The sequence below is a fragment of the Microbacterium sp. CH1 genome (assembly GCF_001595495.1).
In the GTDB taxonomy this organism is placed as follows: Bacteria; Actinomycetota; Actinomycetes; order Actinomycetales; family Microbacteriaceae; genus Microbacterium.
In genome coordinates this window covers 187,767-208,919 of sequence record NZ_LOSO01000004.1, presented here as the reverse complement: position 1 = coordinate 208,919, position 21,153 = coordinate 187,767, and the positions used below count along the sequence as shown (strand labels likewise).

The window sequence follows — 21,153 nt, the reverse complement described above, 5'->3', positions numbered from 1 at the left end:
TGAGAAACCCGCGTCCGCCGACAACCTATGATTGGTGAGGCGTTCGACAGACCAGAACGCCCAACGGAGGTGATGAGACGGCCGTGTCCCAGATTTCTGCGCCGATGGACCAGAAGCTGACGCAGCCAGGAGCGAGCAACGGGCTCTTCGACGTCTTCCGACGCCGTTACCTGTTGAGTCTGATCATCCGCAAGGAGGTGGGCATCCGCTATCGCGGGTCCGTCCTCGGATGGCTCTGGTCGTATGTGAAGCCGCTGATCCAGTTCCTGGTCTTCTTCTTCGCCCTCGGCGTCTTCCTCCGCCTCAACGACAGCATCGAGTACTACCCGTTGTACCTGCTGTCGGGCATCACGGCGGTCACCTTCTTCAACGAGTCGTTCTCGAACGCGACGCGGTCGCTCGTCGACAACGCCGCGCTCATCAAGAAGATCTACTTCCCGCGGCAGATGTTCCCGATCGCGAGCACCATGGTCGCGGCGATCAACACCATCCCGCAGATCATCGTGGTCATCGTCATCGCGCTGTTCTACGGCTGGACGCCGACGGTCCTCGGCATCGCCGCGCTGCTCCTCGGCCTCGTGATCATCGCTCTGCTCGCGACGGGCCTCGGCATGCTCTTCGGTGCGATCAACGTCACGTTCCGCGACGCCCAGAGCTTCGTCGAGATCATCGTGATGGTGTCCATCTGGGCGTCGCCCGTGATGTACCAGTGGCAGATGGTGGCGGACAACGTCCCCGAATGGCTGTTCAACCTGTACGCGTTGAACCCCATCACCGGCGCCGTCGAGCTGTTCCACTACAGCATCTGGCACGCGCTCGACCCGGCGAACGCCCAGCCGCTGCCCGCGCTGTGGGAGCACGCGCTGATCGCGCTCGCCGTCTCCACCGTCATCGTCATCATCGGGGAGCTCGTCTTCCGCCGTCTGGAGGGTCGATTTGCCCAGGACCTCTGACACGCCTCGCATCCTCGTCGAGGACGTGCACAAGCACTTCAAGCTCCGTCACACCCACTCCATCAAGGAGACCTTCGTCGCGGCCATGCGCCGCAAACCGCTGACGTCGGAGTTCCAGGCACTCGACGGCGTCTCCTTCTCGATCGGCGAGGGGGAAGCGGTGGCCCTCATGGGCTTCAACGGCTCGGGCAAGTCCACGATGCTGAAGCTGATCTCCGGGGTCCTCCGGCCCGATGAGGGGTCCGTGCGCACCCGCGGCCGCGTCGCCGGTCTGATCGAGGTCGGCGCGGGATTCCACCCCGACCTCTCCGGTCGCGAGAACATCTACCTGAACGCGGCGATCCTCGGGATGTCGAAGAAGGAGACGCAGGAGCAGTTCGACGCCATCGTCGAGTTCAGCGAGATCGAGACGTTCATCGACACGGAGGTCAAGCACTACTCCTCGGGCATGTTCCTCCGACTCGCTTTCTCGGTGGCCATCCACACGCAGGTGGACATCCTCCTGATCGACGAGATCCTGTCCGTCGGCGATGAGCCGTTCCAGCGCAAGTGCATCCAACGCGTCCGTGAGCTCCACGCCGACGGCAAGACCCTCGTCGTCGTGAGCCATGATCTGAACATGGTGTCGGACCTCTGCGAGCGCGGCATCGTCATTCAGCAGGGGAAGGTCGCCTTCGACGGCGACAGCAAGCACGCCGTCGAGCTGATGCGCGCCTGACCGACGTCATCAGCCGCGAGGCGGCTCCGCCGGCGTGACCGGTGGTCCGGACCTCATCACAGATCGGCGTGCAACGCCCAGACGCGTTCCGCGGAGCTGTCCCAGGAAAACGCGCGCGCACGGTCCGCGGCAAGCACACGCAGGCGGTCGCCCGCGTCGCCCGCGACATCCGCGACCGCGTCGGGGATGTCCTCCGCCGACACGAGCAACCCGCCGTCCGCGATCACGTCGCGGTGCGCGCCGCTGTCGACGGCGACGACGGCCGCGCCCACGGTCATGGCCTCGACCGCGCGCCATGGCCAGGCGGAGATCGGGTCCGTGGCGATGAAGGCCCGGGAGCCGGACAGCACGGCGGCGCGGTCGGCGCCGTCCAGGGTGCCGCGAATGTGGGCGCGGCGCTCCGGGAGTCCGGCGGCCGCGGCGACCTCGGCGAGGCGGGGTTCCGCGCCTTCCCCTGCCCCGAGCACCACGGCGTCCAGCCCTGCAGCGACCGCCCCGCGGAAGCCGGCGGACAGGGTCTGCTCCGGGCCCGCGAGGACGACGTAGTCCTCGGGAAGCGACAGCTCCTCGCGACGCCGCCGGGCGTCCACCGGGACTCTCAGGTCTCGAGGGGACGCGCCGGCGATGACGCGAAGGCGATCCCCGAGCTTCGTCAGCTCGGACAGGCGCTCGGCCATCGCATGCGACGGGACGACCACCGCGTCGGCGTGTCGGACAGCCCGCCGCACCATGCCCCGGTGCCAGGCCACCGCGGCGCGAGACAGCTCGGAGGGCGCCTCCCAGGCACGCAGGTCCCAGAGGGTGACCGTGGTCTGATCGTTGTCGTGCACGCGATCGTGGCGCACGAGAGGGGCGAGAAGCGTGGGCGCATGGATGAGCCCGCCGCCCACGCCCGGAGCGATGCCGAGCTGCCACGAGGCCGCGAGCTCCCGACGCCCGATCGGGAGGCTGCGCACATCGCCGATCCCCGGGAGCGCCACCTCAGCCCCCGCAGGGACGATCGCATCCACCGCGCAGTTCGGCGGCGCTGTCTGGACGAGACCCGTGGCGAGGTCTCTCGACGCCCATGCCTGGTCGGGGTCGACGACATGCACCAGCTGATCGAGAACAACACGCAGCCGAGCACCCATGCCTTCAGGCTAACGGCGGGACGCCGAGCATCTGCGGAGCGCAGCGCCTTCGGCGGTCAGTACTCAGCGTTCCCACAGCATGGGGCTCTCACCCCCATGCCCCTGCATGCTTGAATGCCAGCATGAGCGATGGTCGACTTCCCGTCCGGCGCCGGTGGGTCGGGTGGACCATCGGCCTCCTCGTCACGCTGATCGTCCTGGCGATCGGCTGGGTCACCGTGCGCGGGATCGGCGCGGTGGACAACCTGCAGCAGGTCGCGAAAGCCACGAGCCAGCTCAAGCAGTCCATCGCCGGCGGCGAGCTGGACGGCGCGGCGCCCGTCGCAGATCGCATCGCCCGGAATGCGGAATCCGCGCGGTCTCTGACCGGAGATCCGGTATGGCAGGCCTTCGCCGTCTTGCCGTGGATCGGTCCGAACTTTCGCGCGGTGAGCGAGATCGCGGTGATCGCCGACGAGGTCTCCTCGGACGCCCTCGGTCCCCTCCTCGACGTCGCCGACGACATCGACCTCTCGAGCCTCGGCCTCTCCGGCGGGGCGATCGATCTCGCCCCCTTCGCGGAGATCGAGGAACCCCTCGGCACGGCGAGCGCGGCCGTGACCTCGGCGGAGGACCGCGCGCGGCGGATCGACGCCGATGCCACCCTCCCGCCCCTGGCCGACGCGGTCCGGGAGATGCGTGACGTGGTCACCCAGGCCGCGACAGCGGTGGGGGCCCTGCACGGCGCATCCGTGCTCCTGCCACCGATGCTGGGCGGCGATGGTCCGCGCACCTACGTGCTCGCGATGCAGAACAACGCCGAGCTGCGGTCGTCGGGTGGGATCGTCGGCTCCATCGCACTGCTGCGGGCCGAGAACGGCAGGATCACCCTGCAGCAGCAAGCCTCGACGCGCGACTTCCCCCCGCTGGACGCCGCGCTGCCGCTCAGCGACAGCACCGTCGCCCTCTTCGAGGACCGCCCCGGCCGCTATCTGCAGAACATCACGAGCATCCCGGACTTCCGCGAGGCCGGCGAGACCATCGCGGCCCGATGGGAAGGCCGGTTCGGCGGAAAGGTCGACGGCGTGATCGCCGTGGACGCACTGGTGGCGGCGCATCTCATGCAGGCCACCGGCGACCTGACGTTCGGCCCCTTCACCGCGACGGCGGACACCGTGACCGGCATCCTGCTCTCCGAGATCTACGCCGCGGTCCCCGATCCCGCCGTCCAGGACGACATCTTCGCGCAGGCCGCCGGCGGGCTCTTCGGCGCCGCACTGTCGAACGCGAAGCCACAGGAGCTGGTCCGCGCCCTCGCGGACGCCGCCGGGGAAGGACGCATCCGCCTCTGGAGCGCGCACGAGCCGGAGGAGGCCCTCCTCGCGGCGAGCGCCCTGGGGGGCGCGCTCCCCCAGGACGCCGCCGATTCGGTGGCAGTGGGCGTGCTCTTCAACGACGGCACGGGCGGCAAGATGGACTACTACACCCGTGCCTCCATCGCGACGGCGGTCGGGACCTGCGCGGGAGCGCCGACGACGCAGGTGCGCGTGACCTGGACGAACACCGCACCCGCCGATGCCGCCACCGCGCTGCCGCCGTACGTCACCGGCGACGGCGTCTACGGGGTGCCCCCGGGAAGCGTGCGCACGCTGATCGCCGTCTACGGCCCCCAGGGCGCGCTACCTTCGCACATCGATCGTGACGGTGCCGAGGAGGGCGTCCAGACGACCACCATCGAGGACCGGGCCGTCGTGCAGCACGAGGTGCTGCTCGCACCGGGAGAGTCCACGACCGTCACGGTGGAGTTCCAGGGCGAGGGCGCGGGAGAACGGCTGACGGAAGTGCGGCACACGCCGCTGATCGTCGATCCGAAGCTGATCCGCGACACCCTGCGCTGCGGCTCGTGACATCCGCCGACGGATGAGGTACTGTCATCTCACTGGGGAATAACCGGGGTCCGTGAACCTGCCGTGGGGGCAGGGGGCCTCGCGCAGTCGGATGCAGGGGTGTATCCGGAGGCGATTCCGCGTGAAATTCTGGGGAGAAATCATGCTGAAGAAACTGGCTGCCATCAGCCTTACCGCTGGCGCGCTCATCCTGGCCGCGCCGACCGTCGCCTCTGCCGCGCCGAGCGACTCGTACCCGTCTCCGCCGAGCGCGAAGGTGGGTGACGCGATCATCGACACCTGCGAGGTCTCCACCGTCGCCTTCGGCGCCGGGTTCTTCGAGCCGTCGGAGACCGTGGGCGTGTCCGTGTCAGGCCGGAACGCCGGTGCCGCCGCCATCTCGGGCAACACCGCCGCTTCCGACGGCAGCCTGACGGTGACGTTCCGCCCGCCCTCCGACGGACAGGGGGCCTATGCCCTCGACTTCGCCGGCTCGCGACCGTACACCGCCATGGTGACGGTGTCGCACGGGAACACGGCCGCATCGAGCTGCGACCACGATCCGGGAGTCGCCGCGCCCGCCGGCACGGAGCTCCCGCTCACCGGCGGTGGCATGGAACTCGCCCTCACCGGTGGATCCGTATCGCCCTGGGTCCTCGGCGGTGGAGCGGTCGCTCTGGTCGCCGGTGGTGCCCTCGTCGCCGTCGGAGCCGCGCGCCGCAAGCGCGCCTGAGCCGCGCGCCGCACGCACGCCTGAGCCAGGCTGCCGCCTCGTGCGGTGGTCGGCTGGACGACGGTGATCCCTCCCCCTCCGATCACCGTCGTCTGGCGCATCCGGTCATGCACCGGACGGCCCACGGGTGATGTTCCCGGGAACATCGCCCGTGGGCTGCGTCATGCCCGGGGCGCGCTCACGGAGTGGGCGTCGGCGTCTCCGTCGGCGGATGCAGCTTCTCCTGCATGAGCTCGTGGATGAAGTCGTAGTTCGGGTCCAACTCGTCGACACCGTTCTCGGGCGTGAGCTCGACGGTCTGGACCGGCTGCTCCTTCGCCTTGAGCATCAGATCGAAGAACTCCGGCAGCTTGCCCTGGGGGAGATCGGTGCTGATGAGCGCCGTCCCCGCGGCCGCCACCTCGTTGAACCGGGTGAGGACGGTCTGCGGAGTGAACTGGGCGAGGATCGCCTCCTGCAGCTCTCGCTGCCGCTTCATGCGGTCCCAATCGCTGGTCGTGTACCGCGAGCGGGCGTACCACTGCGCCGTGTCGCCGTCCATGTGCTGCGCACCCGGCTCGATCCAGCCGATCGCCCATTCGTTCACGTCGGTTCCCGACCAGCCCTCGGGCGGGCCGCCCTTGGGCAGGCGCTCCGTGACGGTGATGTCGACGCCGCCGAGCGCGTCCACGAGGTCGGCGAAGCCGTGCATGTCGACGAACACGTAGTACGGGATCTCGATGCCGAGCACGCCCTCCGCCGCGTCCTTGGTCGCCTCGATGCCGGGCGCCGAGCCGGCGGCCTCCGCATCGGGGTAGAGTCCGGTCCCCTTGTCCTCGCGGCACACCTCGGCGGCGTTCCGGACGTGATTCATCCAGCCGTTCCAGCCGCAGGATGACGACGCGTAGCCCTGGAATCCGTCCGGATAGAGCTCCTGCATCGGGCTGCCGTCGCTGAACGGGGCGTGCGGGAGCTCGCGCGGGATGCCGGTGATGGTGACCGCGCCGGTCTCGGCGTTCACGGAGACCACGGAGATGCTGTCGAATCGCATCGAGTCGCGCCCGTCACCGCTGTCCGCACCGAGCAGCAGGATGTTGTAGTAGCCGTCGCTCGGCGGCAGGCTCGGGCCGCTCTGCCCGAAGATGGCGCCGACGCTTCCACGCACGGAGCCCACAGCCGTCGCCGCATAACCGGTGACCCCGCCGACCAGCCCGAGCAGGACGAGGGCGACGACAGGGATCAGGAACCGCGACGGGGCGGGGACCTTCACGAGCCGGACGAGGCGGAGCGTGTCGAAGGTGAGCACGACCCAGAGGACGACGACGCCGACGAGCAAGACCTGCACGAGGGTGAGGAGGGCCGCGGACACGAGGCCGCCGCCGATCGTGAGCCAGAGGAAGACGGGGCGTGCGAACAGCGCGAGACCGAGGGCGACGATCGCGAGGACCCACGTGGTCAGGGTGACTCCGAGACCGAACCGCCCCAGACGGCGGTTCCCGGCCAGGACCTGGGCCGACCCAGGGAGCAGGACGTTGAGCCCGACGAGCCACCAGGCGCGTTTCGACATGAGCCGGGCATCGCCGGAGTCGGGGTGCCGCAGCGGCCGCGTCTCGATGAGCGGGCGCCGCGTCGCGCGCGGGGGCGCAAGGGTCACAGCGAGCCCTTCAGCCGATCGTTCTTCTCCTCGACCTGAGCCTCGAGGTCGACGGCGTAGGCCTCGACGCGGTCGGCGAGCTCGTCGTCCGCGGCACCGAGGATCCGGGCCGCGAGCAGACCCGCGTTGCGGGCGCCGCCGATGGAGACCGTCGCGACCGGGATCCCTGCGGGCATCTGCACGATCGAGAGGAGCGAATCCATGCCGTCCAGATACGCCAGCGGCACGGGCACCCCGACGACGGGCAGCGCTGTCATGGACGCGAGCATGCCGGGGAGGTGAGCGGCACCGCCGGCGCCGGCGATGATGACGCGCAGCCCGCGGGACCGGGCCTCCCGGGCGTACGACATGAGCTTGTCCGGCGTGCGGTGGGCGGAGACCACCTCGACCTCGTGCGGGATCCCGAAGTCGGTGAGCGCCTGGGAGGCGTCGCTCATGACGCGCCAGTCGGAGTCGGATCCCATGACGACGCCGACCAACGGGGTGGCGGAGGAGTGCAGTGGCTCGGTCACCAGATCAGGCTACGGTCTCGCGCTGGGAGAATCCCCGAGCGGCACACGTCTTTCCCGTGTCCTGCCGCCGCCTCAGTCGAACGCGGCCGCTGCGGCCCTGGCCTCGTACACCGCATCGTCGAGGTCGTCCCCGGCGACGTTGACATGCCCCACCTTGCGGCCGGGACGAGGGGCCTTGCCGTAGGTGTGGATCTTCGCGTCCGGGTGCGCGGTCATCGCCGCCTCGAAGCGATCCCCCAGCGTGCCCTCCGTGGGACCGCCGAGGATGTTCACCATCACGGACCAGGCGGCGCGCGGCTGGGTGTTCCCCAGCGGCAGATCGGCCACGGCCCGGAGATGCTGCTCGAACTGCCCCGTGATCGCGCCGTCCTGGCTCCAGTGGCCGCTGTTGTGCGGACGCATCGCGAGCTCGTTCACGAGGATCCGCTCATCCTCGGTCTCGAAGAGCTCCACCGCGAGCATGCCGGTCACGCCGAGGCCCTCGGCGATGCGACGCCCGATGCCCTCGGCGACGTCGGTGAGCCGGTCGGTGGCGGCGGGGGCCGGGGCGATGACCTCGGCGCAGACGCCGTCGCGCTGCACGGTCTCCACGACCGGATAGGAGATCATCTCTCCCCCGGGGCGCCGTGCGACCTGCTGGGCGAGCTCGCGGACGAACGGCACGAGTTCCTCGGCGAGGAGCGCGTCGGTGTCGTCCAGGGCGTCCAGCCAGTCCTGCGCCTCGGCGGCGGAACGCACGACGCGCACGCCCTTGCCGTCGTAGCCGCCGCGCGGCGTCTTCACCACGGCCGCACCGTCGTGGTCGTCGAGGAAGCGCTGCAGGTCCTCTGCCGAACGGACCGGTGCCCACTCGGGCTGGGGCACGCCGAGCTCCGCCAGGCGCGCGCGCATGACGAGCTTGTCCTGCGCGAACTGGAGGGCGTCCGGGCCCGGATGCACGGCGACGCCCTCGGCGACGAGGGCCCGCAGGACCTCCTGCGGCACGTGCTCGTGGTCGAAGGTGAGGACGTCGACCTCGGCGGCGAAGGCACGAACGGTCTCGAGATCGCGGTAGTCGCCGACCGCCGTGGCGGCCAGCCCCGCGGCCATCCCCTCCTCCTCGGCGAGGACCCGCAGATCGAGTCCGAGCTCGACCGCCGGAGCGATCATCATCCGTGCCAGCTGTCCTCCGCCGATCACGCCCACGCGCAGCGCCATGTGCCGCCTCCATTCGTCATGCCCATTCTTCCGCACGCGCGAGGGCACCGGGGACACCCCGGTGGGTCAGGACAGGTCGTCGCCGCTCGCCTGGGCGTCGCGGTGGGCCAGGATCTGGCCGACCTCGATCTGGTCGGCCAGCGTCTCGTGCACGAGGGTGACGTTCGGCACGTTCGGGAGACGCACGGGAGCGTCGACACCGTTCGAGAGCGTGATGGTCCCGCAGCCCCACATCCGCTGCAGCGGGCCGCGACGCACGCTGATCGTGTAGCCGCGTGCGTGGGACATCTCGCGGCGGTTGCGGGCACCCAGGCCCTGGGCGGCGATGACCCGACGGGTGGTGATCGTCATGGTCCGGGAGTACCAGACGAGGAACGGGATAACGGCCGCGACGAGGATGACCACGCCGGCGGCGGCGAGCAGCATCCAGTCCTCGAAGCCGGCCGGGAGATTGCCGTAGAAGTAGGCGGTCGCCCCGAAGGTGGCGATGAGCACGACCGCCGACCAGAAGAGCCGACGGGCGTGGCCACGGAAGCGCGCGATCAGCAGCTCCTCGGCGGGAGCGCCGGGCGGCGGCATCAGCGGGCGTCCGCCGAGCGTCACGGGCTGGGTCACACCCCCATTGTGCCCGGGATCGCCACCAACACCGTCCGTGAGGCGGCGTGTCCCCGCCTCACGCGGGACGGGCGTGCACGACGTCCCCGGCGGAGACCGCGTGCACGGTGCCCTCCGCCGCGACGCGCAGGCGCCCGTCGGCGTCGATGCCGACGGCCGTGCCCACGAGCAGGGTGTCGCCGGGGAGCGACACCCGAACGGTCTGACCGACCGTCGCGCACCACCGGGTCACCGCTGCATGCAGGCCGCTCGCGATCGCGTCGTCCGCTGCGGTGAGCGCCGAGAGGTAGCGGTCGAGCGCCGACAGGTAGGAACGGAGCAGCTCATCCTCGTCGGCGACGACGCCTTGCACCGCGAACGAGGTGGCCGTCGGCACCGGAAGCTGCGTCGGAGTCATGGCGGTGTTGACACCGGCGCCGACGACGACGGCGTGCGGACTCGCCTCGGCGAGGATGCCGCAGATCTTGCGCCCGTCGACGAGGACGTCGTTGGGCCACTTGAGGACGACGGCGGCCTCAGGCAGCTGGGCGGAGACCGCCTCGGTCATGGCCGCGCCCGCCGCGAGCGGAATCCAGCCTCGCGCCGCGGGCTCGGTGGGCAGATCGCGCAGCAGCACGGACACCGCGAGCGCCGAACCCGCAGGAGCGACCCAACGGCGCTCGAGCCGCCCCCGTCCGGCCGTCTGGTCACGGGTCAGGAGAACCGAGAGGTGCGGCCAGGCATCGACGTCGTCCGCGTGCGCGCGCAGGTCGGCGTTCGTAGACCCCGTCGCGTCCACCACCTCAAGGCGTGGTGTGAGCGCGCCGGAACGGGGGAAGTCGCTGCTCATGCGTCCTCGTCGCCCGCTTCATCGTCGTCGTCTTCATCACCGCGGACGGCCCCGATCTCGCGCTCACGCCACCGCTCCCATTCCCTCATGAGACGGTCGACGGCGTCGTGGAACTTCTGCGTGGCGACGCCGGCGGTCGTGTCGCCGAAGTAGTGGCGCACCCACATCTGCAGCCGCGCGACGGCCGCCTCGTCCTGTCGTACGCGCTCCACCTCGGCGACGATGTCGTCTGCGGCCTCTGCCGACAGCCATTCGCAGTCGGAGAGATACCCCGCGGTGTCGACAGCGGCCTCCTCGTCGACCGGTCGCGTGATCAGGAGCGGTTTGCCTGCCGCCAGGCGGTCGTACACCATGGCCGAGATGTCCACCACGGCGACGTCGGCGGCGGCCAGTTGCCATCCGAGCTCGGGGCCGTCGTCGTACACGTGCTGCGCGGCCGGATCGGCCGCGTTCGCGGCGGCGATCGCGGCGATGATGCGCCGGTGCGCCGCCCCGTAGGCCGCATCGACGACGCCGCTCCGGGGGTGCGGCCGGTAGATGACCCGGTGATTCCCGGTCGCGAGGAGCCGGGCCACGAGACGCTCGCCGTGCGAGGCGATGGAACCGTAATGCGCGCTGGGGCGGTCCCCCTCCCAGGTCGGCGCATAGAGCACGACGAGGCGGTCGTCCGGCGTGTAGGGAAGCGAGCCCGAATAGTGGTCCGCCTGCGGGCGGCCGATCTCGATCGTGCGGCGCTCCACGTCGTAGTCCCACAGCGTGCGCGAGAGACGGTCCCTGGCGGCCTGCCCGGCGACGAAGGCGTAGTCGTACGCCTTGTACTGGTTCGTGGTCATGTACATCTTGTCGGACTCGCCGTGGTTGATGAACACGTGCCAGCGGCGGCCGTAGCGGAACATCTGGAAGTTGCGGGTGTTCTGGTTGACGTACAGCACGACGCGGATGTCCTGCGTGGCGAGGAAACGCTCGAGATCGCGCACGGTCGGCACGAAGGCGACGGGCGGGGCGTCCTCCTCGAGGAGCATCTCGGCTCCGGTCGCCTGGCGGGCCAGCACCACGACGGGCCAGCGCTTCGCGAGCGCGGCGAGCGGGCGGTACCACTGGCGCATCTGGTACATGTTCACGGCGCCGTCGGCGAAATACACCGCGACCCGGAAGTGATCGGCGGGGTAGGGCTCCTGGGCCGCGAGGCGGCGACGGACGCGCTGCACCGCGGACCGGGACGCGAGCGCCCGTCGCAGGAGCCGATAGGCCTTCTTCGCGTCAGACAGTGCACCCATCCCTCCAGGATAGTTCGTCCCCCTATCCTCCCCCTGGGCTCCGGGGATCCCGATGCTCCGCCTGGGAGAGCGCGGGGAGGCGCGCGTGACATGATCGACGTGTGCCCGCCAACGGATCCCCCGCCCCCGTCACCGGGGTGTCCTTCGTGATGCCGGTGCTGAATGAACGCGCCTACCTGGAGCACGCTGTCGCCTCGGTGCTGGCCCAGGAGGTGGGGGTTCCGACCGAGCTCGTCCTCGCGCTGGGACCGTCGTCGGACGGCACCACCGACCTCGCCCGCCGCCTCGCGGCCGCCGACGACCGGATCCGGCTGGTGGACAACCCCGCCGCGCACATCCCGGTCGGGCTCAACGCCGCGATCCGGGCCAGCCGCTACCGCACCGTCATCCGGGTCGATGCCCACTCGGAGCTCGCCCCCGGATACGCCGCCCGTGCCCTGCAGACCCTGCACCGCACGGGGGCCGCCAACGTCGGTGGCGTCATGCACGCGGAGGGTCGCACCCCGTTCCAGAAGGCCGTCGCCCGGCTGTACAACTCCCCCGTCGGCCTCGGCGGCGGCGCGTATCACGGCGGCCGGGTCGAGGGTGAGGCGGAGTCGGCCTACCTCGGTGTGATGAGACGAGAGGTCCTCGACGAGGTCGGTCTCTTCGACGAGTCCATCCGCCGCGGCGAGGACTGGGAGCTGAACCTGCGCATCCGTCAGGCCGGTCACCGCGTGTGGTTCGACCCCGAGCTGGCGGTGACCTACTGGCCGCGGGAGAGCTGGCTGCGACTGGCCAGGCAGTTCCGCGCGACGGGGGCCTGGCGAGGAGAGCTGGTGCGCCGCTTCGGGCGCCGCAACGGTCTGCGCTACTTCGCCCCGCCGGTGCTCCTGCTGTTCGTCGTGCTCGCGGTCGTCCTCGGCATCCTGCAGCTGACTGGGGTCGTGTCCGGCGCGGCCTCCCTCATCGCCTCGGGCCTGGTCTACCTCCCGCTCGCGCTCTACGTGCTGCTCGTGATCGGTGTGGCCCTCGCCCCGGGCGGGGGTGGCGTGCGGCAGCGCCTGTGGACGCTCCTCGTGCTGCCCACCATGCATCTCTCGTGGGGCCTGGGCTTCCTCGGGGGTGTGCTGCGCGGAGCCGGCGACACCGTGGACGCGTCCCGGCTCGGCACGCGCAACACCCCGCTGCCCTGAGGCCGACCGTCAGGCGGTCAGGAATCCGAGGTCGAGGATCCGATCGACCACCCGCTGCGCGGCCCGACCGTCGTCGAGCGCGTTGAACTGCCGCTGCCACGCCGCATAGCGCTCCGCGTACCGCTCCCGGTGGCCCTCGTCCGCCATCGCCGCCACGAGCTCGTCCTGGGTGCGCACCAGAGGGCCGGGTGCGCGCTCCGCCAGGTCGAAGTAGAAGCCCCGGAGCTGGCCGCGGTAGTGGTCGAGGTCAGGCACGAGGAAGTACATCGGCTTGCCGGTGACGGAGTAGTCGAACATGACGGAGGAGTAGTCCGTGACGAGGGCGTCGGCGGCGAGCAGGAGCTGCGACGTCTCGGGGTAGCCGGTCACGTCGATCACCCGCGCGCCGGCACGGTCCCTGCCCTCCCCCAGCGTGCGCGAGTGACCGCGCACCAGCACGACCGCGTTCGTCTGCCGCGCCAGGAGCTCGGGATCGACGAAGTCGACCATCTCCGCCCGATCGTCCCGCCAGGTCGGCGCGTAGAGCAGGACGCGCTCGTCCGCCCCGATGCCGAGCGCCGCGCGCACCGCGACCGGGTCACCCGTGCGCAGCGCATCATTGCGCGGATAGCCGTCGATCCAGATCGGCCGCCCGAAGAACGCGTAGGCCTTGCGGAGGATCCGTGCGGCGTACGTGTTCTGCGCGAGAAGCACATCCCACCGCCGCGACTCCTTGACCACCGCCGCCATCCGGCGGGGGTCGAAGCCGGGACGATGCAGGGCCAGGCGCTTGAGGGGCGTGCCATGCCAGGTCTGCAGCACCTTCTGCCCCGGCTTGCGTGCGAAGCGGCGCCGCATCCAGTCGTTCACGATGAGAAGCCGCGCAGCGCCGCGGGCGCGCCACCATTCCGGGCTGCCCTCGATCACCGCGATCGCGCCGTCCGGCACCTGGACCGACAGGTCCACGACGCTCCAGTATCGGCGGACCTGCGGGGCACGCCGGGCGAGTTCCCGGTCGATGGCGCGCGGGTTGCAGCCCACGCTCCGGCCGTAGAAGCTCTCGAAGAACACGGCGTTCTCTGTACCGCCGGCCTGCGCCACGTAACGCTCCTCGAGCGTGGAGCGTCCCTCCGCCGTGTCGTACACCGGGTCGACAGGAGCCCCGATGCGGACGACGGCGCCGTCGAGGACGACCCGCACCCCCGGGAGGACGACCGGCGCGAGACGGAGGTCCGTCAGATCGACGCCGTCGATACGCAGTTCGTATCTCCCGGACGGCAGAGGCAGTTCCGGACCGCCCCATCGCGACGCACGGAGCACGAACGTCGCCTTCCAGGTCTTTCCCCCGCCGGTGAGGCGGGCTTCCACCCGCGCTCGCGGTCCGACGAGCTCGGCGCTCGTCGGACGCTGCCCGGTCCCTGCGATGACCAGCGCCTGTGCCGTGTCATCGATGCGGGCCGTCGTCATGCTGCTCCCTTCGGCGCGGGGACTCCCCGCGCACGGATCGCGCGGTATACCCGACGGGTGTTCTGGCCGTCGCGGAACGCGTGCATCTCCGCGCTGAGCGTAGCGGAACGCCCGGCGGCCTCGTCGAACGCGGCCGCGTCGCCCAGCAGCGATGCCAGCCGCGCGAGTGCGGGCTCCCACCCGGTCGCGACGCCCGACGCGGCGACCTCCTCGAAGCGGCCGTAGAAACCGCGGGTCCGGGCGTACTCCGCCACATCCGGCGCGAGGAAGACGACCGGCATGGCGAGGAGGCCCACGTCGTAGGCGAGCGAGGAGTAGTCGGTGATGAGGATGTCGACGGCGGGAAGGAGCGGCGTGACGTCGCTGACGACCGTGCTGGGCAGCGCCCGCACCCGTGTCGTCGGCAGGGGCGGCGCGTAGCTGCCGTCGCCGAGCGGATGAGAGCGCACGAGGAGGACGGCGTCGTGCTCCTCCAGCACCTGGATGATCCGCATCCATTCCTCGGCCGTCGGCACGGACGGATCGGGGGCGCCGTCCCGCCACGTCGGCGCGTAGAGCACGACGCGGTCGGCGTCGCCGATCACACCCACGGCCTCGGCGAGCAGAGCCCGTGCGTGGGCGCGGCGTTCCTGGGGTGCGCCGCTCGACAGCACGTCGACGCGCGGCTCCCCCGTGACCACGACCCGGTCGTCGCTCAGTCCGAACGCGGACTCGAGGCGTGCCCTGGCCCGGTGCGACGCCGCGGGGAGCACGCGGATCCGCTGCGCGGCGCCGCGATACAGCAGCCCGACGAGGCGCCGCAGGATCGGGGCGCCGGGGACGGCCGGCGCCTGCGTCGTGGCCGGGGAGTCGAGTCCGATGCGCTTGAGCGGGATGCCGTGCCACAGCTGCACGACGAAAGCACCGCCGTTGCCGTAGCGGTTCACGTCGCCGAGGCCGTGCGTCACGACCAGCACGCCGGCGCGGGCAGTGGCCCACCAGCCGCGGAGGCCGCCCCGCGGGACGGTCCGCAGGCCGAGGGCCTCGGCGTCTGCCGCTTCGCGCGCCGACCCGGTCAGCCAGAGGGTGTCATGCCCCTCCCCTGCCGCATACCGGTGCAGGGCGAGCGCACCGTCGCCGACGCCGGCGCCGCATCCGAAGACCCAGCGCCGGCCGCGCGGCACGACGAGGGTGCCCAGGCGACCGAGGGCGTACAGCGGGATCCGGAGCAGCTTGGCCGCGTTGCCGGTGCCGAAAGAGAAGGACGCCACCCGGCGAGCCTATCGCGCGGGTGGCGTCCTTCTCTGACGGGGCGATCAGCCGGCGAGCGTGCCGAGCGTCACCTCGATCTGACTCTGCTTGCCGTTGCGGACGTAGGTCACGTCGGCCGTGCTGTCGGCCGCCGCCGCGCGGACCTGAGCCGTCAGGTCGGTCGCGCTCGTGATCGGCACCCCGTTGAAGCTCGTCACGACGTCACCGGCCTGGAGACCGGCGGCCGCGGCCGCGCCCCCATCGGTGACCTCGGCGATGTACGCACCGGCCTCGGTCGCGCCCTCGACGCCGGAGGCATCGCGGACCGATGCCCCGAGCAGACCGTGGGTGGCCGCGCCGTCGGCGATGATCTCGTCCGCGACGCGCTTGGCGATGTTGGACGGGATGGCGAAGCCGATGCCGATCGAGCCCGACTCCTCGGAGCTGCCCGAGCTCGCGATGGCGACGTTGATGCCGATCAGCTCGCCCTTGCTGTTGACGAGGGCGCCGCCCGAGTTGCCGTGGTTGATCGCGGCGTCCGTCTGGATCACGGCGATCGAGATCGACTCGGTGGCCTGCTGCCCGCTGTTGCCGGGCAGATCGAACTGGAACGGGCCTTCGCTCTGGCCGTCCTCCGGCGCCTGCTGCTGCGGGGCGTCCTCGGAGGAGGAGTCGGGCAGAGCGGAGGAGGCGATCTGGATGCTGCGGTTCAGCGCGCTGACGATGCCGGTGGTGACCGAGTTCGCCAGGCCCAGCGGGGCGCCGAGCGCGACGGCGGTGTCGCCGACGTTGAGCTTCGACGAGTCCGCGAACTCGATCGGCGTGAGGCCCTCCGCATCGGTGAGCTTGATCACCGCGAGGTCGTAGATCGGGTCCGTGCCGACCACGGTGGCGTCGTAGATACGGCCGTCGGAGGTCGTGACGCGGATCGTCGGATCGGCCGCCGCCCCACCGAGGGTGACCACGTGGGTGTTGGTGAGGACGTAGCCGTCCTTGCTGATGATGACGCCCGAGCCGCTGCCGGCCTCCTGCGATCCGGCCACCTCGATGGTGACGACGGAGGGCAGGGCCTCGGTCGCGACCGCGGTGGTCTCGTTGACCGAGCCGGGGTTGTTGACGGTGACGGTCTGCGGGCCCTGGGCAGTGCCGGTGGACGGGGAGTCCTGCAGCCCGGTGAGCAGGGCGCCGCCACCGAAGCCGGCGACGCCGCCGACGAGGGCGGCCGCGACGATGAACGCCGCCACGCGGGTGCCGCCGCGCGACTTCTCCTTCGTGGCGGTCGGAGTGCCCTCGGCCGGCGGCACCGTGCCGTCGAGCGGCCGGGTGTCCTGCGCCGGGACGCCGAATGCGGCGCCCGGCACGCCCGCCGCGGCGGGACCGGGCGCGGCCAGCCCGTGCGGCACGGGTGCCACGGTCGGGGCGCCGGCGGCGTGCGAGGCGAACGTCGGCGGCATGTGGTGGCCCTGCGGGGCGACCGGGGCGGAGGCGGCCGGGGTGCCCACGGGGGTGTCGGCGGCCGGAGACGGCGCGCTCTGCGGGGTCTCGGGGATCTGGGGGGTGTGTCCGGCCGACACGGCGTCGTCCGACGCCGGTGCCGGGCGGTCCTGCGGGTTGTCCTGGTTCATGGTGTGCTCCTTCAACGCCCCTCCAGGATGCCCCGCATCCCTGTGCGTTCCTTATGCCCAGCGTGAGTTTCCGCTATGGCCTTAGCCTGTTCTTCATGAGTGTCATCCCCGGCGCATGGCGTCGCACGGCGGCCGGTGCCGGTCTGCTCGACGCGGACGGAACCGTCGCGCCCACCATCTTCGCAGAGATGTCCGCCGCGGCGGTCAGAACCGGTGCCATCAACCTGGGGCAGGGATTCCCGGACGAGGACGGCCCGGAGGCGGTGCTCGACGCCGCGCGCGCCGCCATCGCCGACGGGGTCAACCAGTACCCGCCGGGGCGCGGGTTCCCCGACCTCCTGACGGCCATCGCCGAGCACCAGCGGCGGTTCTACGGACTCGAGGTGGACCCGGGCACCGAGGTCATCGTGACCGCCGGCGCCACCGAGGCCCTCACCGCGACCCTGCTCGCCCTGATCGACGGGCCGGAGGACGAGGTCGTCGTCTTCGAGCCCTACTACGACTCGTACGCCGCCGCGGTCGCGCTCGCGGGTGCCCGGCTCCGTACGGTGCCCCTGCGGGCGCCCGGGTTCCAGCCCGACCTGGATCAGCTGGCGGAGGCCGTCACGGACCGCACCAGGATCATCCTCGTCAACGACCCGCACAACCCCACCGGAGCCGTCTTCGACGAGGAGGTGCGCCGCGAGGTGGTGCGCCTGGCCGCGCGGCACGACGCCGTGATCGTCACCGACGAGGTGTACGAGCACCTCACCTTCCACGCCCCGCACGTTCCGATCGCCACCCTGCCCGGTGCCGCGGATCGGACGCTCACCATCTCATCGGCGGGGAAGACCTTCTCGACCACGGGGTGGAAGATCGGCTGGGTGCACGGCCCCGCCGCGCTCATCACCGCCGTCCTGACCGTCAAGCAGTACCTCACCTACGTCAACGGCGCCCCGTTCCAGCCCGCCGTCGCCGTCGGGCTCCGCCTCGACGACGCGTTCTTCACCGACGCGGCCGCCGTGCTCGCCCGCAAGCACGCGATCCTCGGCGACGGTCTCCGCGCCGCCGGCTTCACGGTCCACGCGCCGCAGGGCGGCTATTTCACGGTGGCCGATGCGACGGCCCTCGGCGGCGCCGATGCGGCGGCCTTCTGCCGGGCCCTCCCGGACCGTGCGGGTGTCGTGGCCATCCCCCTCACCGCCTTCGTCTCCCCCGCCCGGCGCGCCGAGTTCGCGGGATTGATCCGCTTCGCGGCGTGCAAGCGCGTGGAGGTGCTGGAGGAGGCGTCCGCCCGTCTCGCGGATCTGCGCCCCTGAACCGATCGGATCAGCGCGCGACCACGGCGTAGCGTCGCGCGCGCAGCGAAGGGTTCGTCGCACGGACGCGGGCGATCGCCGCGCCGTCGACCACGCCGACCGCCACTCCCGGCTCCGGCCCGATGCCGGCGCGGACCACGCCCTGCGGGTCGACGATGCGCGAGTGCCCCACGCCGATCGGCGCCGGGTGGTCGGCGGCGATCACGAAGACCGTGTTCTCGATGGCCCGCGCGGCGAGCAGGGTGGTCCAGTGCTGCTCCTTGAGCGGTCCCCGCACCCACTCCGCGGGCACCACGAGCGCATCGGCACCGGCGACCGCGAGAAGCCGCGACAGCTCGGGGAACCGCAGGTCGTAGCAGGTCATCAGCCCGAAGCGCAGTCCGCCGACCTCGAACACCGCGGGCTCGCCGATCTCCCCCGGCTCCACCCAGTCCGACTCGGTCTGCCCGAACGCGTCGTAGAGGTGCTGCTTGCGGTAGACCGCGAGGATGCCGTCGCCGCGCACGGCGACGACGCTGTTGCGCACGCGCCCCTCGTCCGAGGCCTTCTCCGTGACGCCCGCGACGATCACGACGGCGAGCTCGGCGGCCAGACCGATCAGCCCGGTCACGAACTCGCCGTCCAGGTGCTCTGCGTTCGCCGCGAGGCGTTCGTCCATCGGATCGACGAAGTAGCTCGAGTACTCCGGGAACACGATCAGCTTCGCCCCGAGTCGCGCGGCCTCCGTCGCCAGCTCCGCGATCCGTTCCCGGTTGGCCTCGCGGGAATCCGTGGGGGCGAACTGGCACACGGCGACGGGCACGGCGGTGTTCTCAGACATGACGCCATCCTCTCGCACCCGCCGGTGCCGCGCTCGATTCGACGCCTCCCCGGATCCGTGATAAGTTATCTCTTGTGCCGCGGGGTGGAGCAGTTCGGTAGCTCGCCGGGCTCATAACCCGGAGGTCGCAGGTTCAAATCCTGTCCCCGCAACAAATGGAAGGCCCTCTGGCCGGGAGAAATCCCAGGCCGGAGGGCCTTTCGCATGTGGCGTGCGGCGACCTCTGCGAGTATCGAGGGGTGAACCGACCGGTCGACATCGATGAGCGGCTCGTCGCGGAGCTCGTCGCGGAGCAGTTCCCCCGCGGGGCGCACCTGCCCGTCCGCGCCGTGGCGCGTCAGGGGTGGGACAACAGGACGTTCCGTCTCGGTGACGAGTTGTCGGTGCGACTTCCTCGTGCCGAGGCCTACGCCGCGGCCGTACAGAAGGAGAGCAGAGCGCTCGAGTTCCTCGACGGAAGGCTTCCCGTCGCCGTTCCCTCCGTCGTGGCGCTGGGGGCGCCCGGCCGGGGCTACCCGTTTCCGTGGTCGATCCGCCGGTGGCTCGACGGCGACACCGTCGAGCGCGCCGCACGGCTCGATCGCGTTCGCCTCGCCGTGGATCTCGGGGCCGTTCTCCGCACCGTGAGATCCCTTCCCGTGGACGCGGGTTGGGCGGCCGGTCGGCACTCGTTCTTCCGCGGTTCGCATCCGAGCGTCTACAGCGATGAGGTCCACGCCGCGCTCCAGCGGCTGGACGGCACCCTGGACGCGGAACTCTGCCGGAGCGTCTGGCTCGACGCGACGAGCAGCGCGTGGGAGGCCTCGCCGGTCTGGTTCCACGGCGACGTCGCCGTCGGCAACCTGCTGGTCAGCGACGGCCGCCTGTCGGCGATGATCGACTTCGGCACCTGCGGCGTCGGCGATCCCGCCTGCGACCTCGTCATGGCATGGACGTACTTCGACGGGGACGCGCGCGCCGCCTTCCGCGACGCCGTCGACCTCGATGCCGCGACCTGGCGACGGGCTCGCGGCTGGGCGCTCTGGAAGGCCCTGGTGACTCTCTCCGACGGGTCAGGGCCCGGCGGCGACGACAGCCGACGCGTGCTCCACGAGGTGCTGACCAGCCCGCTCTAGGCCCGCGGCCTCCGGTCAGCGGACGACGGCGGTGGGCGCCACGAGCGCGGCGAGCACTTCGTGGCTGATGGAGCCGAGCAGGAACCGGGCGACCGCCCCCCGTCCGTGCGAGCCGACCACGGCGAGGCTGGCAGTGGCGGCGGCGCGGTTGATGACCTCGGATGGGTATCCGCGTTCGACCCGGGGCTGGATCTCGAGATCCGGATAGGTCGAGCGCAATCCGCCGAGAGCGACGGCGAGGGTCTCCTCGGACAGCTCCTGCATGGAGGAGAGGTACTGCTCGGGATACGCCCTCGCTCCGCGCGGGAGGGGGACGGGAGTCCATACCGTCACCGCGACGAGGGGCTCGCCGAGACGGTCGGCTTCGGCAGCGGCGAACGCGACGGCGGCTTCCGAGGTCGGAGACCCGTCCACCCCGACGACGACACCGCGACGGTCGCTCGTCTCGATGTCGGGGATCACCACGACGGGGCAGGAGGAGTCAGCGACGATGCGCAGCCCGTGGGCCCCGCGCCGCGGACTGTCCGCGTCATCGGGACGGAAGTCGCTGCCGATCACGAGGAGGTTCGCGCCCGCGGTGGTCGAGACGAGCTGACGGACAGGGTCGCCGCGGAGCACGACGATGTCGACGTCCAGCCCCTGGGCCTTCAGCGTCTCCGCGTGCTCCTCCAGCAGGCTCCGCGCCGCCGCGATCGCAGCGTCGACCACAGAGCCCTCCCCGACGGCGCCGACCGCTCCCCCGACGACGCTCGCGAGGAGCAGCGAGGCCTTCCGCGACCGGGCGCGATGCGCCGCCCATTCCAGTGCTCGTCGTCCCGCCGACGTGTCCACCACTCCCACAACGATGCGCTCAGCCACGGCACCCTCCCTGTTCCCCTCCACCCTCCCATGCCACCCCCTCCCCGCGCGACGGTTCGTCCCGGACAAAACCCTCCGTCTACTCAGGCACTCGCGCCAGTTCAGGCTTCCTGCCCAGAGGGCG

General features: G+C 71.3%; 19 protein-coding genes and 1 tRNA gene. 8 read left to right on the top strand and 12 right to left on the bottom strand.

Annotation, left to right across the window (positions count from 1 at the left end):
* Positions 1 to 83 precede the first annotated feature (83 nt).
* Both AUV07_RS02960 and AUV07_RS02955 read left to right on the top strand, forming a co-directional pair.
* A complete protein-coding gene (locus AUV07_RS02960; protein ID WP_062633730.1) occupies positions 84 to 953 on the top strand; it encodes an ABC transporter permease in 870 nt (289 codons plus the stop codon).
* Positions 937 to 1,671 carry an ABC transporter ATP-binding protein gene (locus AUV07_RS02955; protein WP_062633728.1) on the top strand — a complete coding sequence of 245 codons (735 nt, stop codon included), beginning with the start codon at positions 937 to 939 and terminating at the stop codon, positions 1,669 to 1,671. The genes AUV07_RS02960 and AUV07_RS02955 overlap by 17 nt, the downstream gene beginning before the upstream one ends.
* A 56-nt stretch (positions 1,672 to 1,727) precedes the next feature.
* Here the strand turns inward: AUV07_RS02955 and AUV07_RS02950 are convergent, their stop codons facing one another.
* Positions 1,728 to 2,801: a glycosyltransferase gene (locus AUV07_RS02950; RefSeq protein ID WP_062633726.1), complete on the bottom strand. Its 1,074-nt coding sequence runs from the start codon at positions 2,799 to 2,801 to the stop codon at positions 1,728 to 1,730.
* A gap of 122 nt (positions 2,802 to 2,923) precedes the next feature.
* Between AUV07_RS02950 and AUV07_RS02945 the strand changes: the two genes are divergently transcribed.
* Positions 2,924 to 4,687 (top strand): DUF4012 domain-containing protein, encoded by a 1,764-nt coding sequence (locus AUV07_RS02945; protein ID WP_062633724.1) that lies wholly within the window; start codon positions 2,924 to 2,926, stop codon positions 4,685 to 4,687.
* A 142-nt stretch (positions 4,688 to 4,829) separates the two neighbouring features.
* Positions 4,830 to 5,399: a hypothetical protein gene (locus AUV07_RS02940; protein ID WP_062633722.1), complete on the top strand. Its 570-nt coding sequence runs from the start codon at positions 4,830 to 4,832 to the stop codon at positions 5,397 to 5,399.
* 178 nt (positions 5,400 to 5,577) lie between these two features.
* On the opposite strand, the gene AUV07_RS02935 is transcribed toward AUV07_RS02940, so the two are convergent.
* From AUV07_RS02935 to AUV07_RS02910, 6 genes are all read right to left on the bottom strand, one after another.
* Positions 5,578 to 7,032 carry an LCP family protein gene (locus AUV07_RS02935; protein WP_062633720.1) on the bottom strand — a complete coding sequence of 485 codons (1,455 nt, stop codon included), beginning with the start codon at positions 7,030 to 7,032 and terminating at the stop codon, positions 5,578 to 5,580.
* A complete protein-coding gene (purE, locus tag AUV07_RS02930; RefSeq protein ID WP_062633819.1) occupies positions 7,029 to 7,496 on the bottom strand; it encodes a 5-(carboxyamino)imidazole ribonucleotide mutase in 468 nt (155 codons plus the stop codon). The genes AUV07_RS02935 and purE overlap by 4 nt, the downstream gene beginning before the upstream one ends.
* Positions 7,497 to 7,616: 120 nt before the next feature.
* Positions 7,617 to 8,741 carry a 5-(carboxyamino)imidazole ribonucleotide synthase gene (locus AUV07_RS02925; protein ID WP_062633718.1) on the bottom strand — a complete coding sequence of 375 codons (1,125 nt, stop codon included), beginning with the start codon at positions 8,739 to 8,741 and terminating at the stop codon, positions 7,617 to 7,619.
* Between the two features lie 66 nt (positions 8,742 to 8,807).
* A complete protein-coding gene (locus AUV07_RS02920) occupies positions 8,808 to 9,356 on the bottom strand; it encodes a PH domain-containing protein (RefSeq protein ID WP_062633716.1) in 549 nt (182 codons plus the stop codon).
* Positions 9,357 to 9,414: 58 nt separating this feature from the next.
* Complete coding sequence (locus AUV07_RS02915; protein WP_062633714.1) at positions 9,415 to 10,185, bottom strand: biotin--[acetyl-CoA-carboxylase] ligase; 771 nt, start codon at positions 10,183 to 10,185, stop codon at positions 9,415 to 9,417.
* Positions 10,182 to 11,462: a CDP-glycerol glycerophosphotransferase family protein gene (locus tag AUV07_RS02910; RefSeq protein ID WP_062633712.1), complete on the bottom strand. Its 1,281-nt coding sequence runs from the start codon at positions 11,460 to 11,462 to the stop codon at positions 10,182 to 10,184. The genes AUV07_RS02915 and AUV07_RS02910 overlap by 4 nt, the downstream gene beginning before the upstream one ends.
* A gap of 149 nt (positions 11,463 to 11,611) precedes the next feature.
* Between AUV07_RS02910 and AUV07_RS02905 the strand changes: the two genes are divergently transcribed.
* Entirely contained in the window at positions 11,612 to 12,637 is a 1,026-nt protein-coding gene (locus AUV07_RS02905) for a glycosyltransferase family 2 protein (RefSeq protein ID WP_062633817.1), read from the top strand.
* A gap of 9 nt (positions 12,638 to 12,646) precedes the next feature.
* Here the strand turns inward: AUV07_RS02905 and AUV07_RS02900 are convergent, their stop codons facing one another.
* The 3 genes from AUV07_RS02900 to AUV07_RS02890 are packed head-to-tail and all read right to left on the bottom strand — an operon-like array spanning position 12,647 to position 16,938.
* The gene (locus tag AUV07_RS02900) at positions 12,647 to 14,083 is read right to left on the bottom strand and encodes a CDP-glycerol glycerophosphotransferase family protein (RefSeq protein WP_062633710.1); all 1,437 of its coding nucleotides are present in this window, start codon (positions 14,081 to 14,083) and stop codon (positions 12,647 to 12,649) included.
* Entirely contained in the window at positions 14,080 to 15,333 is a 1,254-nt protein-coding gene (locus AUV07_RS02895) for a CDP-glycerol glycerophosphotransferase family protein (protein WP_062633708.1), read from the bottom strand. The genes AUV07_RS02900 and AUV07_RS02895 overlap by 4 nt, the downstream gene beginning before the upstream one ends.
* A 45-nt stretch (positions 15,334 to 15,378) precedes the next feature.
* Positions 15,379 to 16,938: a S1C family serine protease gene (locus AUV07_RS02890; RefSeq protein WP_082802827.1), complete on the bottom strand. Its 1,560-nt coding sequence runs from the start codon at positions 16,936 to 16,938 to the stop codon at positions 15,379 to 15,381.
* Positions 16,939 to 17,033: 95 nt separating this feature from the next.
* On the opposite strand from AUV07_RS02890, the gene AUV07_RS02885 reads away from it, so the two are divergent.
* The gene (locus AUV07_RS02885) at positions 17,034 to 18,236 is read left to right on the top strand and encodes an aminotransferase class I/II-fold pyridoxal phosphate-dependent enzyme (protein ID WP_062633813.1); all 1,203 of its coding nucleotides are present in this window, start codon (positions 17,034 to 17,036) and stop codon (positions 18,234 to 18,236) included.
* A gap of 10 nt (positions 18,237 to 18,246) precedes the next feature.
* On the opposite strand, the gene AUV07_RS02880 is transcribed toward AUV07_RS02885, so the two are convergent.
* Positions 18,247 to 19,056 (bottom strand): carbon-nitrogen hydrolase family protein, encoded by an 810-nt coding sequence (locus tag AUV07_RS02880; RefSeq protein ID WP_062633706.1) that lies wholly within the window; start codon positions 19,054 to 19,056, stop codon positions 18,247 to 18,249.
* A gap of 78 nt (positions 19,057 to 19,134) precedes the next feature.
* Between AUV07_RS02880 and AUV07_RS02875 the strand changes: the two genes are divergently transcribed.
* Together AUV07_RS02875 and AUV07_RS02870 are read left to right on the top strand one after the other, a co-directional pair.
* Positions 19,135 to 19,208, top strand: a tRNA-Met gene (locus tag AUV07_RS02875).
* Positions 19,209 to 19,295: 87 nt separating this feature from the next.
* Positions 19,296 to 20,171 carry an aminoglycoside phosphotransferase family protein gene (locus tag AUV07_RS02870; protein ID WP_062633703.1) on the top strand — a complete coding sequence of 292 codons (876 nt, stop codon included), beginning with the start codon at positions 19,296 to 19,298 and terminating at the stop codon, positions 20,169 to 20,171.
* Positions 20,172 to 20,186: 15 nt separating this feature from the next.
* On the opposite strand, the gene AUV07_RS02865 is transcribed toward AUV07_RS02870, so the two are convergent.
* On the bottom strand, positions 20,187 to 21,029 hold the full coding sequence (locus AUV07_RS02865) for a universal stress protein (protein ID WP_062633702.1): 843 nt from the start codon (positions 21,027 to 21,029) through the stop codon (positions 20,187 to 20,189).
* Between the last annotated feature and the right edge of the window lie 124 nt (positions 21,030 to 21,153).

Bases quoted from the DNA above. Each gene is read 5' to 3' on its own strand.
- AUV07_RS02925 (WP_062633718.1), bottom strand. From the start codon at position 8,741: ATGGCGCTGCGCGTGGGCGTGATCGGCGGAGGACAGCTGGCACGGATG.
- AUV07_RS02915 (WP_062633714.1), bottom strand. From the start codon at position 10,185: ATGAGCAGCGACTTCCCCCGTTCCGGCGCGCTCACACCACGCCTTGAG.
- AUV07_RS02890 (WP_082802827.1), bottom strand. From the start codon at position 16,938: ATGAACCAGGACAACCCGCAGGACCGCCCGGCACCGGCGTCGGACGAC.
- AUV07_RS02910 (WP_062633712.1), bottom strand. From the start codon at position 11,462: ATGGGTGCACTGTCTGACGCGAAGAAGGCCTATCGGCTCCTGCGACGG.
- AUV07_RS02885 (WP_062633813.1), top strand. From the start codon at position 17,034: ATGAGTGTCATCCCCGGCGCATGGCGTCGCACGGCGGCCGGTGCCGGT.
- AUV07_RS02950 (WP_062633726.1), bottom strand. From the start codon at position 2,801: ATGGGTGCTCGGCTGCGTGTTGTTCTCGATCAGCTGGTGCATGTCGTC.
- AUV07_RS02940 (WP_062633722.1), top strand. From the start codon at position 4,830: ATGCTGAAGAAACTGGCTGCCATCAGCCTTACCGCTGGCGCGCTCATC.
- AUV07_RS02900 (WP_062633710.1), bottom strand. From the start codon at position 14,083: ATGACGACGGCCCGCATCGATGACACGGCACAGGCGCTGGTCATCGCA.
- AUV07_RS02945 (WP_062633724.1), top strand. From the start codon at position 2,924: ATGAGCGATGGTCGACTTCCCGTCCGGCGCCGGTGGGTCGGGTGGACC.
- AUV07_RS02880 (WP_062633706.1), bottom strand. From the start codon at position 19,056: ATGTCTGAGAACACCGCCGTGCCCGTCGCCGTGTGCCAGTTCGCCCCC.
- purE (WP_062633819.1), bottom strand. From the start codon at position 7,496: ATGGGATCCGACTCCGACTGGCGCGTCATGAGCGACGCCTCCCAGGCG.
- AUV07_RS02905 (WP_062633817.1), top strand. From the start codon at position 11,612: ATGCCGGTGCTGAATGAACGCGCCTACCTGGAGCACGCTGTCGCCTCG.